This window comes from Amycolatopsis sp. TNS106, from assembly GCF_019330265.1.
Taxonomy (GTDB): Bacteria; Actinomycetota; Actinomycetes; order Mycobacteriales; family Pseudonocardiaceae; genus Amycolatopsis; species Amycolatopsis lurida.
In genome coordinates this window covers 3568548-3582910 of sequence record NZ_CP024972.1, presented here as the reverse complement: position 1 = coordinate 3582910, position 14363 = coordinate 3568548, and the positions used below count along the sequence as shown (strand labels likewise).

The following is a 14363-nucleotide window of genomic DNA, read 5'->3' as shown; positions in this document are numbered from 1 at the left end:
CCCGGTCAGGGAGGGTGAACCCGCCACGCCGGTGCCGTTACGCTCGGCGAATGCCCGCCCGCCTGATCGATCGCCGTCCGGAGCTGTCCGCCGACGAGCTGATCACCGCGCTCGTCCCGCCGCCGAGGTTCGACGCGGTCCGGTTCTCCACGTACGTGCCCAACCCGGACGAGCCGAGCCAAGCCGAAGCCGTCGTCACGTGCGGCGCGTTCGCGAAGCGCGTGGCGGAAGCCTCGCGGCGGAAGCCGAAGTCGAAGCTGCGCGCGCTCTTCGGCGGTGGGGACGAGGCGCCGTCCGGGCCGATGGGGCTTTATCTCGACGGCGGATTCGGCGTCGGCAAGACCCACCTGCTCGCCTCGACCTGGCACGAGACTCCGTCGCCCAAGGCGTACGGGACGTTCGTGGAGCTGACCCACCTCGTCGGCGCGCTGGGTTTCGCCGAGGCGGTGCGGCGGCTGTCCGAACACCGGTTCCTCGCGATCGACGAGTTCGAGCTCGACGACCCCGGTGACACCATGCTCGTCACGCGGCTGCTGCAGGAGCTGATCTCGGCGGGGGTGTTCGTGGCGGCGACGTCCAACACGCTGCCGGACAAACTCGGTGAGGGCCGGTTCGCCGCCGCGGACTTCCTGCGCGAGATCCAGTCGCTGTCCGCCCGGTTCGGCGTCTGCCGCGTCGACGGCCCGGACTATCGCCACCGGGGCCTGCCGGACGCGCCACCGCCCGCGAGCCCCGAGGAACTGGAAGCCTCCGCCGCGGCGCATCCCGAGTCCACTGTGGACGATTTCGACGCGTTGTGCGAACACCTGGGTGGCCTGCACCCTTCGCGCTACGGCAGGCTTCTCGACGGCGTGACCCGGGTGCACCTGCGCGGCATCCACCCGGTGCCCGACCAGAACGTCGGACTGCGGATGGTCGCCTTCGCCGACCGGCTCTACGACCGCGCGATCCCGCTGGTGGTCTCCGGTGAGCCGGTGCCGGAGCTGTTCACCGAGGAGATGGTGAACGGCGGCTACCGCAAGAAGTACCTGCGCGCGGTCAGCCGTCTGACGGCTCTGGCGCGCGACGCCGTGCAGCCCAGCTGAGCAGCACCCACGTCGCGCACACGGTCGCGACGGCGAACAGCGCGCCGCCCACGACGTCGGTCAGGTAGTGGTAGCCGAGGCCGAGCATGCCGATCGTGACCCCGCAGAGCACCACGGCGCCCACCGTCGAGATGACCGCCGTCGCGACGCCGGGGCGGGCGAGCAGGACGAGTACCGTCAGCACGGCGACCAGCGCGACGGTGTGCCCGCTCGGGTAGGCGAGGTAGGTGTACTTCCAGCGGCCGAAGAGCGGTTTGAGCACCCAGGTGTTCGCGAGGATCGCGATGAGCGGGCCGACGATCATCAGCGCCGCTTCGAGCCTGCGGCGTCCGATCAGGCAGAGGACGGCGGTGAGAATCGCGACCGGGATCAGGACGTAGGCCTCGGTCGGCAGCACCAGTAGCCGCAGCAGGTCGGTGTCGGGGCCGAAGGCGCGCTCCACCCAGCGCACGGCGAGTTCGTCCGGACCGGCGACACCTCCGCCGGAGACCAGCACCCCGAGCACGACCATGATCACGGCACACGTCACCGCGACCAGCCCGTACGGCGCTCTTCCGCTCATCCGGCGAGATTACGTGACGGGCGATCAGTCACCATGCAAGGACGGCTCGCGAAGACGAAGGGGGCTTTCGATGCGGATCAGTGTGGTCGGCGGCGGGGTGATCGGGCTGAGCTGCGCGCACCGGCTGGCGGGGGCCGGGCACGACGTCACGGTGGTCACCGACGCCGGTCCGGGGGAGACGACGTCGGCGGTCGCGGGTGGCGTGCTGTTCCCGCCGCTGGCGGCGAACTCCGACCGGGTCGACCGCTGGACCACGACGAGCGTCGAGGAGTACCGCACCCTCGGTGCCCCCGGCGTCCGCATGCTCCGGGGGACGTACGTCGTCCCGCGTGAGGCGGCGCTGCCGTCGTGGGCGCTGTCCATGCCCGGCCTCGATCACGAACCCGGACGGCTCACCTTCACCACCGCGCTCGTCGACACCCCGGTGTACCTCGACTGGCTCGCCGGTGAGGTCGCCGCGCTGGGCGTGCGGACCGAGTACCGCACCGTGTCGCGGTTGGCCGACCTCGACGCGGATCTCGTGGTGAACGCCGCCGGGCTCGGCGGGGGACGGCTGGCGGGCGACGGCACGGTGGTGCCGGTCGGCGGCCAGGTCGTCCACCTCGCCGATCCGGGGCTGACCGAATGGATCGTCGACGGCTCGACGCCGGTGCTGCGGCACGTGATCCCGCACGGCCGCCACGTCGTCTGCGGTGGCACGCAGGAGCCCGGCCGCGATTCGGTCGAACCGGACCCCGGCGTGACCGCCGACATCGTGCGCCGGTGCCGGGAACTCGTGCCCGCGCTGGCCGACGCGCCCGTGCTGGGCGCGAAGGTCGGCCTGCGGCCGTTCCGGCCCGAAGTGCGGCTGGACCGGGACGGCCGGGTCGTGCACTGCTACGGGCACGGGGGCGCGGGGATCACGGTGGCGTGGGGCTGCGCGGACGACGTCCTGGCCCTGGTGTGAACCGCTGTCCGTGAAGGCCTCCTTGAGGGACCCAGAGTCCCTCAAGGAGGCCTTCACGGACTTGCGCCGTACCGCACCGGGCGCAAGTAGGTGACTAATTGCGGCGGGGGTCAGAGGGCGGCGAAGGCGGCGAAGTCCGCTTCGGTCTGATCCGCGTAGCGCACCGCGTAGGCCCCGATGGCCTCGTCGAGGTCTTCGTCGTCTTCGAAGTAGCCCGCCAGCATCCGCGGATGCAGTGACCGCGCGTGTGCCCGCGCCAACAACGCGCCGGCCAGCCGGCCGTAGTCGTCGAGGTGGTCCTTCTTCAGCTCCGCCGGATCGATGTCGCCCTTGAGGTTCCGGAACTGCCGCACGATGTACGGCACGCCGTCGATGGTCGTCCAGCCGAGCAGGATGTCCGTCTCGGCCTGCACGAGCCGTGCGCCCTCGACGATCCGCCGCCCCTCGTGCTCCGGGGCGGGCAGGCCGAGGAACGGCGCGAGCGCCGACGGGATGGCCTGTTTCACTTGCAGGACAAGGTCTTCACCGGAGTTCCCGTGCAGCAGCGCCACGTAGCTGCGCAGCCCGACACTGCCGGTGCCGACCACCCGGAAGGCCACATCGGACACCCGGTACCGCGAGATCAGTGTCCGCCGCGACTCGCGCAGCGTGTCCACATAGGACACCAGGCCGGTCACGACGGCTTCGGCGGTCGCGTCGTCGACGTGCGTGAGCACCGGTGGGTCCTCGACGAACCGGTGCCGTTCGAGGCCGGTCTCGTGGTCGTCGATCCGCCTGGTCCACTTCGCGGTGACCTTGGCGCTGGTGTTCTTCCGCGCCTTCTCCGCCGCTTCCTCGAAGTCGTCGATCAGGTCGTGCGCCTTGACCTTGCTCAGCACCGACGCGTCCGGCAGCGCGTTCCACGACCGGAGGAACGGCAGCTCCGCCAGCCCCCGGATGGTGCGCCGGTACGACTTCACCGCGTCCTCGGCGGCTTCCCGGCAGCCCGCTTCCCCGATGCCGCCCTCGCGCCCGGCGAGGACGAGACTCGCCGCGAGCCGTTTGAGGTCCCACTCCCACGGGCCCGGCACGGATTCGTCGAAGTCGTTGATGTCCATGACGATCTGGCCTTCGGGTGTGCCGTACAGCCCGAAGTTGGCGGCGTGCGCGTCGCCGCAGAGCTGCGCGGTCAGCCCGGACGACGGCGAACCCGCCAGATCGGCGGCCATCAGCCCGGCGGCACCGCGGTAGAAGGTGAACGGCGACGCGAGCATGCGCTCGCGCCGCAGTTCCACCAGTTCGGGCAGGCGGCCTTCGTTGGTGCGCGCGAAGAACTCCGCCACGCTGGGCCGTCCCTCGCCCGCCGCCGCGTGGTCGTGCGCGGACGAGGGTGCCTCGTCCCGCAGTGCCTTACCCCTCGCGAACCAGTCCTCCGGCGACACCGATTCGGTGCCGACCAGCGGCCGCTCCACCCACTCCCGCTCGTCTCCCATGGACAGGCAACGTACAGCCCGTCCGAAAGGTTCACCGGGTCTTGACGACCTCCGTGATGGCGTCGATACCGCGGTCGAGCTCCTCGCGGCTGATCACCAGCGGCGGCGCGATCCGCAGCGTGTGGTCGTGGGTCTCCTTGCACAGGACGCCGCGTTCGGCCAGCGCGGTGGACGCCTCGCGGCCGGTCGGCCCGCCGGGCGCGATGTCGATCCCCGCCCAGAGCCCCCGCCCGCGGACCTCGGCGAGCCCGTTGCCGACCAGTTCGCCGAGCCGCGAGTGCAGGTGAGCGCCCAGTTCCCGCGAGCGCTCCTGGAACTCTCCGGTCTTCAGCAGCCCGACCACGGCCCGCCCGATCGCGCAGGCGACCGGGTTCCCGCCGAAGGTGGAGCCGTGTTCACCCGGCCGCAGCACACCGAGCACGTCCTTGCCGCCGACCACGGCCGACACCGGCATGATCCCGCCGCCGAGCGCCTTGCCGAGCGTGTAGACGTCGGCGCGGACGCCTTCGTGGTCGAGTGCGAGGACGGTGCCGGTGCGGGCGAGACCGGACTGGATCTCGTCGGCGATCAGCAGGACGTTGTGCTCGTCGCACAGCCGGCGGGCTTCGGCGAAGTAGCCGGCGGGCGGGACGATCACGCCGGCCTCGCCCTGCACCGGCTCCAGCAGGATCGCGGCGGTGCGCTCGGTGATGGCGTCGCGCAGCGCTTCGGCGTCGCCGTACTTGACGGTGACGAAGCCCGGGGTGAACGGGCCGAAGTCGGCGCGCGCGGTCTCGTCGGTGGAGAAGGACACGATGGTCGTCGTGCGGCCGTGGAAGTTGGACCCGGCGACGACGATCTCCGCCTGCCCGTCGGGGACGCCCTTGACCCGGTACGCCCACTTCCTGGCGATCTTCACCGCCGACTCGACGGCTTCCGCGCCGGAGTTCATCGGCAGGGTCATCTCGGTGCCGGTCAGCTCGGCGAGCTCCCGGCAGAACAGCCCGAGCTGGTCGTGGTGGAAGGCGCGCGAGGTCAGCGTCACCCGGCCGAACTGCTCGATCGCGGCGGCGATGAGCCCGGGGTGGCGGTGCCCGAAGTTCAGCGCGGAGTAGCCGGAGAGGAAGTCGAGGTAGGTCTTGCCCTCGACGTCGGTGACCGAGGCTCCTTCGGCGGTGGCGATCACCACCGGGAGCGGGTGGTAGTTGTGCGTGCTCCACTGCTCGTCGAGCGCGATGAAGTCGGCGGTCGTCATGCGTTCAGGTTAGATGTCCATCCGGCTGCTTTCATCCGGGAAACGTTGCTTTGACCCGTTGTTCATTGCGTATCGACTCCTTCGGGTGGCGAAATCGTGCATCGGCGTACTTGATCACCGGAGGCGCGGCGCCCGGAGCGCGGTTATCGTCGCCGGATGGCGAAAAAGGACCCCGTCTCCGTCCGCGACACGCTGAGGATCGGCAAGGGCACCGAGCGGCACCATCCCGGCTCGTTCCCGATCGGGCCGACGAAGAAGCCCAAGGGGCTCAAAGACCTCGCCGACGCCGGCGGCAGGCTCGCCGAGTTGCAGGAGGCGCTGTACGCGGAGGGCGTCGGCGGCGGGAACCGCAGTGTCCTGCTGGTCCTGCAGGGAATGGACACCTCCGGCAAGGGCGGCACCGTCGGCCACGTCCTCGGCCTGGTCAACCCGATGGGCGTGCGGTACGCGGGGTTCAAGAAGCCGACCGCGACCGAGCGGCGTCATCACTTCCTGTGGCGGATCCGCAAGCAGCTACCGGTGCCGGGGCAGGTCGGCGTCTTCGACCGCTCCCACTACGAGGACATCCTGGTCCCGCGCGTGCAGAAGCTGGTGCCCGCGGCGGAATGGCGCAAGCGCTACGCCGAGATCAACGCGTTCGAAAAGGAGCTGACCGACGCCGGCACGACGATCGTGAAGGTCTTCCTCGACATCTCGCCGGAAGAGCAGCTGAAGCGCCTCAGGGCGAGGCTGGAGAATCCGGCGAAGTGGTGGAAGTACAACCCCGCCGACCTCGACGCGCGCGCCCAGTGGAACGACTACCAGAAGGCGTACGCCGACATCTTCGCCAAGACCTCCACGGCGGCCGCGCCCTGGTACGCCGTCCCGGCCGATCGCAAGTGGTACCGCAACTGGCTGGTCGCGCGGCTTCTGATCGAGACGATCGAGGGGATGGACCCGAAGTTCCCGCCTGCCGGTTTCGATCCCGAGACGGAGATCGAGAAGCTGGAAGGCGTTGGCGTACCGGCTTGAGCGTCTGAGAGAGTGCGGAGGTGACCGACACCAGCCTCGAAGATCTCCCGTTCCTCCGCCGTCAGGCCCGCACCCAGCGCTTCACCCTCGGCGCGCCGAAAGAGTTCAAGGTCGCCCCGGACGGTTCCCGCATCCTGTTCCTGCGGTCCGAGTCCGGCACCGACCCCCGGCACAGCCTGTGGTCGTTCGACGTCGCGTCGGGCGAGGAGACGAAGCTGGTCGACGCCGCCGAGCTGCTGCCCGGTGAAGAGGACCTTCCGCCGGAAGAGCGTGCCCGCCGCGAGCGCAGCCGGGAGACCGGTGGCGGCGTGGTCGGCTACGCGGTCGACGACGCCTTCACCGTCGCCGCGTTCTCGCTCTCGGGCAAGCTCCACACTCTCGACCTGGCCACCGGAGCGGTGTCGGTGCTGGTCGACGGCTCGGTCGTCGACCCGCGGCCCAGCCCGGACGGCACGCACGTCGCCTACGTCCGCGACCGGCGCCTGCGGGTGATCGACCGGGCGACCGGCGAGGACCGGCTGCTCGTAGAAGAGGCGGGTGACGCCGGTGAAGACATAGCCTGGGGGCTCGCGGAGTTCATCGCGGCCGAGGAGATGGGCCGCACCCGCGGCTACTGGTGGTCGCCGGACGGGAAGAGCCTCCTGGCCGAGCGCTCGGACCGGGCCGCCGTACCACGCTGGACGATCGCCGATCCGGCGAACCCGCAGTCGGCGGCGAACGTCGTCGCGTATCCGGCGGCGGGCACCACCAACGCGGACGTGACGCTGGCGGTCCTCGGCCTCGACGGCTCCCGAGTCGATGTCGAGAAGACCGATTGGGAGTACCTTGCCGCGGTGCACTGGTCCGCCGCGGGCAAGCCGCTGCTGTCCGTGCAGTCGCGTGACCAGCGGAAGCTGGAGATCCAGGCGGTCGACCCGGCGACCGGCGCCGTCGAGGTGCTGCACACCGAGACCGACGAGCACTGGGTCGAGCTCGCCGCGGGCGTCCCGGCGTGGACCACCGACGGCCGCCTGGTCCGCGAGAGCGCCGCCGACGGCGACCACCGGCTGGTCGTCGACGGGGTCGCCCTCACCCCGCCGGGGCTGCAGGTGCGGTCGATCCTGCACGTCGGCGACGAGGTGCTGTTCAGCGCGTCGGAGGCGGATCCGACGCAGATCCACGTCTTCCGCACGGAGGGTGGCGAGCTCCGCCGTCTGTCCACTGAGGACGGTGTGCACGTCGGCTCCGGGAACGCCTCGCTGACCGTGCTCTCGTCGTGGACCCTGGAGCGCAGCGGCCCGGTGGTGACCGTCGTGTCCGGCGATAAGACGGTGGCACGCATCGGTTCCTTCACCGTCGACCCCGACGTCGTGCCGAACCTGACCTGGCTGACGCTGGGGGAGCGGGGCCTGCGCGCCGCGCTGGTGCTGCCGACCGGATACGAGGAGAGCGAGGGCAGGCTCCCGGTGCTGCTCGACCCGTACGGCGGCCCGCACGCCCAGCGTGTCCTGCAGACCCGCAACGCCTTCCTGACCCCGCAGTGGCTCGCGGACCAGGGCTTCGCGGTGCTGGTCGCCGACGGGCGCGGGACACCCGGCCGGGGTGCGGCCTGGGAGAAGGAGATCGCGGGCAAGCTCGCCGACGTCACCCTCGCCGACCAGGTCGACGCCCTGCACGCGGCGGCCGCGCTCCATCCGGAACTCGATCTGGAACGGGTCGCGATCCGCGGCTGGTCCTACGGCGGCTACCTGTCCGCGCTGGCCGTGCTGCGCCGCCCGGACGTCTTCCACGCCGGGGTCGCGGGCGCCCCGGTGACCGACTGGTCGTTGTACGACACGCACTACACCGAGCGTTACCTCGGGCTTCCGCAGGAGGAAACGGCTTCGTACGAGCACAACTCGCTGATCGCCGGCGCCGGCGACCTCTCGCGGGCACTGCTGATCGTGCACGGGCTGGCCGACGACAACGTTTTCGTCGCCCACTCGTTGCGCCTGTCGTCGGCCTTGCTGGCCAAGGGACGCGCGCACGTGTTCCTGCCGCTGGCCGGCGCGACGCATATGACGCCGCAAGCCGAAGAGGTCGCGGAGAACCTGATGCGCACGCAGGTGGACTGGATCGTGCGTGAGCTGTCCGGTGCCGCGGTCAAGAGCGAGGAGAACGCATGAAACGGTGGGGCATCACCATTCCGCTGACCGGGGTGCCGCTCGCGGCGCACGAGGAGATGGTGCGGGAGCTGCCGGATCTCGGCTACACCGACGCGTGGTCGGCCGAGACCGCGGGCCACGACGCCTTCACTCCGCTGGTGCTGGCCTCGCAGTGGGCGCCGCAGCTGCGGCTGGGCACCGCGATCGTGCCGGTGTACACGCGCGGACCCGGGCTGCTGGCGATGAGCGCGGCGACCGTCGCGGAACTGGCGCCCGGCCGGTTCGTGCTCGGCATCGGCGCGTCGTCGCCGGTGATCGTGAAGAACTGGAACGCCGCCGAGTTCGAAGCGCCGTTCGCGCGTTCGCGGGACACCCTGCGGTTCCTGCGGTCGGCGCTGGCGGGGGAGAAGGTCACCGAGGAGTACGAGTCGTTCTCCGTCAGCAAGTTCCGGCTGGAGCGGCCCACCGACCCGCCGCCGTCGATCATGCTCGCCGCGCTGCGGCCGGGGATGCTGCGGCTGGCCGCGAAGGAGGCGGACGGCGCCATCACCAACTGGCTCGCCGCCTCCGACGTGCCCAAGGTCCGTGCGGAGATCGGGCCGGACGTCGAACTGGCCGCGCGGATCTTCGTCTGCCCCACCGAGGACAAGGCCGCCGCGCGCGGGCTCGGCCGGATGCTCATCTCCAGCTACCTGACCGTGCCGGTCTACGCGGCGTTCCACGAATGGCTCGGCCGCGGCGACGCGCTCGCGCCGATGCACGAGGCGTGGGCCGCGGGCGAGCGGCAGAAGGCGAACCAGGTCATCCCGGACGAGGTCGTCGACGACCTGATCGTCCACGGCAGCCTCGACTCCTGCCGCGAGCAGGTGCAGTCCTATGTGGACAACGGGCTGACGACGCCGATCATCGCGCTGCTGCCGACGGGGGAGGACCCGTTCGCGCACGTGCGGGGTCTCGCTCCGCGTTAAGCCTCGTGAGTGGTAAGGACGGTTCTAACCGTCCTTACCACTCACGAGCGCTACGCCTGCCCGAACAGCTCGTCGAACCGCGAAGCCATCATGTGCGACCCCTTGATCTCCGACGTGGTCGCCGCGTCCAGGATCCCGACCTCCTCGGCGTAGGTCGCGCCCCCGGAAGGCCCGAGCGGCAACGAGATCATCGGCCCGCCCGGCGTGTGCGCGCGCAGCTCGCCGCCTTCGATCAGCGCCCGGATGTTGGCCACGACGACCTCGGCGTGGTCACCGGCCACCTTCGCCAGCTTCCCCTCCGGCAACGCGGTGATGTCGCCGAGCGCGAACACCCCGGGACGGCCCGGTAGCCGCAGTTCGGGAGTCACCTCCACCTGCCCGTCCGCCCGCCGCGCGGCGGCCAGTTCGCCGTCGAGGTACGCGGTGTGCGGCGCACCTCCGTAGCACTGGAACCACAGGTCGGCGGTCACCTCGCCGCCGCCGGTGAGTTCCGAGGTGAACGTCTTGGCCTGCCCCGGTTCCGAGACCGGCGGCTCGGTCAGCGAGGTGCCGAGCAGAAGCTCGACGCCCAGCCCGTCGAGCTGACGGCGGATCTCCGCGCGGAATTCCTCCGGGAAGCCGGGCAGGATCTCCTTCGCCGGGTCGACGATCGTCACGACCTTCTCGGGCCACACCGCCTTGATCTCGCCCGCCAGTTCGAGGCCCACCGGGCCCGCGCCGAGCAGCAGCACCTTCTCCGCGCCCGCGAGTTCCTCCCGGGTGGCACGGATCTTCGCCTTCGCCGAAGCGCTGTCGTGGAAATCGATCTTCGCCGGGAACGGGTACGCCGAACCGGTCGCCAGCACGACGTAGTCCGGTGTGAGCCGTTCACCCGACGCCAGCGTGACGCCGTCCTGGTCCACGCTCACCGCGCGGTCGCGGAGCACCCGACCCCGCTTGAGGAGCCGGGCGTACGGGTAGAAGAGCCGATCCGTCCATTCGGGATCGACGAGCCCCCGCAACGCGGCGACGTGGTGGACGAAGTCCTCGCGCGGCTCGACGAGCACGACGTCGGTGAACGAGTCCAGCTCCTTGGCGACGGTCGTGCCGCCGTATCCCCCGCCGATGACGGCCACGGTCGTGGTCATGAGTTTCCCCTAGTTCGCAGTACGGAATGTTGGTACTGCGAACTACAGTAGTTCGTACTCCGAACGATCGTCAAGTAGACTTAGCTCATGACCACGGCCGAAGACCTCGGATTCGCGACGGCGCTGGTGCGGCTCTCCCACCTCGTGCAGCGGGCTTTCATCGACGTCGGCCGGTCCCACGACCTGACGCCGCAGCAGGCCCAGCTGCTCTGCGTGCTGGCGCAGGGGGAGACGGGCGTCGGGATGACCGACCTCGGCAAGATGCTGAACCTGGAGAAGTCCAGCGTCACCGGCCTGGTGGATCGCGTGCAGCGGCGCGCGCTCGTCGAGCGGGTCGCGGATTCCGGCGATCGCCGCGCGCTGAAGATCACGCTGACGGAAGAGGGGCTCCGGCTCGCGAACGCCGCGCACGAAGGCGTCGTCGAAAAACTGGAGGAGATGGCGGCGGACCTCCCGGCCGAACAGCGCGAGGCGGTCGCGGCCGCGGCGTGGCGGATGGCGCCCGAAGCCTGAGTCAGTGCCAGACGGCGGCGGCGAGCAGGAGTCCGGCCGCCGCGGCGCCGATCCCGGCGGCCATGGTCACGCCGACGTTCAGCGCGGCCCGAGGGCGCGTCTTCTCGGTGAAGAGGCGCAGCGTTTCGTAGCCGAAGGTCGAAAAAGTGGTGAGTCCACCGCAGAAGCCGACGGCCACCAGCGAGCGGACGCCGTCCGGCTGGCCGCCGTGCAGCGCCCAGCCGGTCAGCACGCCGAGGATCACCGAGCCTGTGATGTTGACCGCCAGCGTGCCCCACGGGAAGGCCGCGCCCCACCGCGCGCGCAGCCGAAGATCGGTCAGAAAACGGGCGATCGCACCGAAACCGCCACCGAGTGCGACGAAGAGGAAGGTCATTTCTTCACCGCGCGGGTGATCTCGTGCCCGGCGTAGACGGCTACCAGCGCCGCGGCCATCGTTCCGAACGCGTACGCCAACCCGGTGAACGGGCGCCCGGCCGTCACAAGATCGAGTGTGTCCGTCGCGTAGGTCGAGAACGTCGTGTAACCGCCCAGGGTCCCGACTCCGAGGAAGGGGCGCAGCAACCGGTGCGGATCTTCCGACGCGGTCAGCGACGCCATCAGGATCCCGATCAGCAGGCAGCCGGAAACGTTGGTGGCGAAGGTGGAAAACGCGAACTGACCCCGGGGATGAGGGATCGCGACCGAGAGCCCGTAGCGGGCGAGGCTGCCCAGCGCGCCACCGGCGCCGACGGCCGCGAGCACGTCCCAGCGCGGGCGGGGGACGGATGCCGGATCAGCCATGAATGGCAGCTTAGAACCGCTGTCCGGGTGAACCGGCGCCGCGGTGTCGAAGATCGCTCACAAGGCCGTTTTTGCCTGCTGGACAGTGAATTTTCTCGAAGCGTGTCGTAGGCTGGGCGGCGCTCCAGGCCGATTTTCGGTCCGTCCGCTCGTCTGAGAAAAAGGTGGCAGGATGGCACAGGAACAGTCAGGTACGCAGGCTCCCGACAGCGGTTTGCTGCTGGAGGTCGAGATGATCCCGGCCGCGGTCGACCGCGGGAAGGCCAACGGCGCGGCCGCCGACAACGACGGCAACGACGGCTGAGTGCCCGAAACGCCGACGCTGGCTGACCTCGTGGCTCCGCTCGGGGTCAGCCAGTTCTTCCAAGACGTCCAGGGCGAGACCTACCGCCGTTTCGAAGGCCGCGCGGGCCGGTTCGCCGACCTGTTGCCATGGCCGGCGCTGAACGCGATCCTCCGGCAGCACCGCCTGGAGTTCCCGCGGCTGCGCCTCGCGCTCGACGGCACCCCGGTGCCCATGGAGAGCTACACCGATCTCGTCCCCACCCGCCGCAGTGGCACCGTCCCCCGCCTGCTGGCCGCTCCGTTCACCGAGCACCTCCGCGGCGGCGCGACGATGGTGCTCGACGCCATCCAGGAACTCAGCGACCCGATCGGCGATCTCGCCAGAAGCCTCGAACACGACCTCCGCGAGAGCGTCCAGGTCAACCTGTACGCGGGCTGGGGCGTGACGCACGGCTTCGACGTGCACTGGGACGACCACGACGCGTTCATCATCCAGGTCGCCGGCCGCAAGCGCTGGCGGATGCACGGCCCGACCAGGCCCGCTCCGCTGCATCGCGACGTCGAGCAGCCCGAGCGGCCCGGCGAGCCGATCGACGACTTCATCCTCGAAGACGGCGACGTCCTCTACGTTCCGCGCGGGCACTGGCACGACGTCACCGCGGTGGGGGAGATGTCGCTGCACCTTACGCTCGGGTTCAGCCCGGCAACCGGGATCGACCTGGTGTCCTGGCTCGCCGACAAGCTCCGGGCGAGCACCGTGTTCCGTCAGGACCTCCCGAGGTTCGGGACGGACGAGGAGCGGGCGGCCCGTGCCGCCGCGCTGCGGGCCGAGCTGGAAGCCGCGCTGACCGGCGACGTCGTCGGCAGGTTCCTCGCCGAACGCGATTCGGCGGCCTCCGCGCATCCGCGAGTCGGGCTGCCCTGGGCGGCGACCCCCGGCCTGCTGCCGGACGGTGACGAGACCGAGGTCCGGTTCCTCGTGCCGAGGGCGGTGCTCGAAGAGAGCGGCGGCCGGGTGACCCTGCTCGCGGACGGTAAACGTTTCGTCTTCGCGGGCGCCGCGGCCCCGCTGCTGAAGGCGCTGCTCGACGGCACGCCGCAGGCGGTCAAACGACTCGCCGAGCTGTCCGAACTCGATCGGGGGACGGTGCGGGCCTTCCTCGGCGAGCTCACCACGCAGGGGCTGCTCTCGATCGGCTGAAAGTCACAGGGGACGAGAAGTGTGGAGGAGGGCCGGGCGGGGTAAGCTAAGGCATGCCTAAGGTGAAGTCCGGAGCGGTCGGCCGATGACCGCTCAGCTCTCGGACACTTCAGCGCCGCCCGCCGCGTTGCCGGGCTGCGCCACCGTCGCGCGCATGCTGGGCGCGAGCCCCGCCGGCACCGCCGCGGACATGCGCTGCTGGCTCCTCGTCGAGCAGCCGGGTCCCTGGCCCTCGGACGCGCTGGAAAACGTCCTCGACGAGGCCTTTCCCGCCGAGCGTCGTGAGCTGCTCGAGAATTTGAGACGTTCCCACGGGCTCCGCCCGCTGCTGATCCGGCGCCCCGGCAAACATCGTCGTGACCCGGATCGCCCCCGCTCCGTCTACGTCGGCGGAGGCGAGCCGGGCAACCGCTGGCTGGAGCGCCTGGAGATCCGCGACCTGAGCGAACTGGCCGAGCTGGACCTCGAAGCGGTCGCGGACGGCGTCGGCGGGCTCGGTACCCGAGTGGACGGGCCGCTGTTCCTGGTCTGCACGCACGGCACCAAGGACATGTGCTGCGCGGTGCTCGGCAGGCCGCTGGCTTCGACGCTCGACACGAACCACCCCGGCCGGACCTGGGAGGTCAGCCACGTCGGCGGCGACCGCTGGGCGGGCAATCTCCTGGTGGTCCCCGACGGCTTCCTGCACGGCCAGCTCAACCCGGCCGAAGCGGCGCTGGTCGCCAAAGCCGCCTTGCGTGGCCAGGTCGAGCCGGAGCAGCTCCGCGGCCGGACGTCCGCCCGGACGGCGTGGGCGCAGTTCGCGGAGATCGCGCTTCGGCGGCAGCTGGACCTGCCCGGACTCGACGACGTACTCGCCGTCCAGGAGGAGCCGCTGCTCGAATCCGACGCGCGGGTCGTCACCGTGCGCGGCGGCCAGGACTTCTACTCGGTGACGGTACGCCGCCGGTCGGCGACGCCGCGCGGGGAGAGCCGGTGCGCGGGGCTGATCCAGCCCGCCGGGTACGTGACCGAGGAGATCACGAAGCTCTGACGGGGCAAGTAGGCGACTGG

At 70.7% G+C, this 14363-nt stretch carries 15 protein-coding genes; 9 read left to right on the top strand and 6 right to left on the bottom strand.

Annotated elements, in window-relative coordinates; translation table 11 throughout:
• Window positions 1-50 precede the first annotated feature (50 nt).
• The gene (zapE, locus tag CVV72_RS15865) at window positions 51-1085 is read left to right on the top strand and encodes a cell division protein ZapE (RefSeq protein WP_219153139.1); all 1035 of its coding nucleotides are present in this window, start codon (window positions 51-53) and stop codon (window positions 1083-1085) included.
• Here the strand turns inward: zapE and CVV72_RS15860 are convergent.
• Window positions 1039-1647 (bottom strand): phosphatase PAP2 family protein, encoded by a 609-nt coding sequence (locus CVV72_RS15860; protein ID WP_219153138.1) that lies wholly within the window; start codon window positions 1645-1647, stop codon window positions 1039-1041. The genes zapE and CVV72_RS15860 overlap by 47 nt on opposite strands.
• Window positions 1648-1717: 70 nt before the next feature.
• Here CVV72_RS15860 and CVV72_RS15855 point away from each other — a divergent pair, with 70 nt between their 5' ends.
• Entirely contained in the window at window positions 1718-2593 is an 876-nt protein-coding gene (locus CVV72_RS15855; RefSeq protein WP_219153137.1) for an FAD-dependent oxidoreductase, read from the top strand.
• Between the two features lie 110 nt (window positions 2594-2703).
• On the opposite strand, the gene CVV72_RS15850 is transcribed toward CVV72_RS15855, so the two are convergent.
• Together CVV72_RS15850 and rocD are read right to left on the bottom strand one after the other, a co-directional pair.
• Window positions 2704-4065, bottom strand: coding sequence for a DUF2252 domain-containing protein (locus CVV72_RS15850; RefSeq protein WP_125675151.1), 1362 nt, complete (start codon window positions 4063-4065; stop codon window positions 2704-2706).
• A 31-nt stretch (window positions 4066-4096) separates the two neighbouring features.
• The gene (gene rocD / locus CVV72_RS15845; RefSeq protein WP_219153136.1) at window positions 4097-5299 is read right to left on the bottom strand and encodes an ornithine--oxo-acid transaminase; all 1203 of its coding nucleotides are present in this window, start codon (window positions 5297-5299) and stop codon (window positions 4097-4099) included.
• 156 nt (window positions 5300-5455) lie between these two features.
• On the opposite strand from rocD, the gene CVV72_RS15840 reads away from it, so the two are divergent.
• The 3 genes from CVV72_RS15840 to CVV72_RS15830 are packed head-to-tail and all read left to right on the top strand — an operon-like array spanning window position 5456 to window position 9401.
• Window positions 5456-6310, top strand: coding sequence for a PPK2 family polyphosphate kinase (locus CVV72_RS15840; RefSeq protein WP_219153135.1), 855 nt, complete (start codon window positions 5456-5458; stop codon window positions 6308-6310).
• A 20-nt stretch (window positions 6311-6330) separates the two neighbouring features.
• A complete protein-coding gene (locus CVV72_RS15835; protein ID WP_219153134.1) occupies window positions 6331-8454 on the top strand; it encodes a prolyl oligopeptidase family serine peptidase in 2124 nt (707 codons plus the stop codon).
• Complete coding sequence (locus tag CVV72_RS15830) at window positions 8451-9401, top strand: LLM class F420-dependent oxidoreductase (RefSeq protein ID WP_219153133.1); 951 nt, start codon at window positions 8451-8453, stop codon at window positions 9399-9401. The genes CVV72_RS15835 and CVV72_RS15830 overlap by 4 nt, the downstream gene beginning before the upstream one ends.
• Window positions 9402-9451: 50 nt before the next feature.
• Here CVV72_RS15830 and CVV72_RS15825 read toward each other — a convergent pair whose 3' ends face one another.
• Window positions 9452-10528 (bottom strand): NAD(P)/FAD-dependent oxidoreductase, encoded by a 1077-nt coding sequence (locus CVV72_RS15825; RefSeq protein ID WP_219153132.1) that lies wholly within the window; start codon window positions 10526-10528, stop codon window positions 9452-9454.
• 87 nt (window positions 10529-10615) lie between these two features.
• Here CVV72_RS15825 and CVV72_RS15820 point away from each other — a divergent pair, with 87 nt between their 5' ends.
• Entirely contained in the window at window positions 10616-11041 is a 426-nt protein-coding gene (locus CVV72_RS15820; protein WP_126731640.1) for a MarR family winged helix-turn-helix transcriptional regulator, read from the top strand.
• Window position 11042: 1 nt separating this feature from the next.
• Here the strand turns inward: CVV72_RS15820 and crcB (CVV72_RS15815) are convergent, their stop codons facing one another.
• Together crcB (CVV72_RS15815) and crcB (CVV72_RS15810) are read right to left on the bottom strand one after the other, a co-directional pair.
• Window positions 11043-11417: a fluoride efflux transporter CrcB gene (gene crcB / locus CVV72_RS15815; protein WP_219153131.1), complete on the bottom strand. Its 375-nt coding sequence runs from the start codon at window positions 11415-11417 to the stop codon at window positions 11043-11045.
• Window positions 11414-11824 carry a fluoride efflux transporter CrcB gene (crcB, locus tag CVV72_RS15810; RefSeq protein WP_219153130.1) on the bottom strand — a complete coding sequence of 137 codons (411 nt, stop codon included), beginning with the start codon at window positions 11822-11824 and terminating at the stop codon, window positions 11414-11416. The genes crcB (CVV72_RS15815) and crcB (CVV72_RS15810) overlap by 4 nt, the downstream gene beginning before the upstream one ends.
• Window positions 11825-11996: 172 nt before the next feature.
• Between crcB (CVV72_RS15810) and CVV72_RS41650 the strand changes: the two genes are divergently transcribed.
• The 3 genes from CVV72_RS41650 to CVV72_RS15800 all read left to right on the top strand — a co-directional run bounded on the left by CVV72_RS41650 (window position 11997) and on the right by CVV72_RS15800 (window position 14343).
• The gene (locus tag CVV72_RS41650) at window positions 11997-12128 is read left to right on the top strand and encodes a hypothetical protein (protein WP_255632708.1); all 132 of its coding nucleotides are present in this window, start codon (window positions 11997-11999) and stop codon (window positions 12126-12128) included.
• Window positions 12129-13310, top strand: a complete 1182-nt coding sequence (locus CVV72_RS15805; RefSeq protein ID WP_219153129.1) for a cupin domain-containing protein — start codon at window positions 12129-12131, stop codon at window positions 13308-13310.
• An 85-nt stretch (window positions 13311-13395) separates the two neighbouring features.
• Entirely contained in the window at window positions 13396-14343 is a 948-nt protein-coding gene (locus CVV72_RS15800) for a sucrase ferredoxin (RefSeq protein WP_219153128.1), read from the top strand.
• Window positions 14344-14363: the final 20 nt, after the last annotated feature.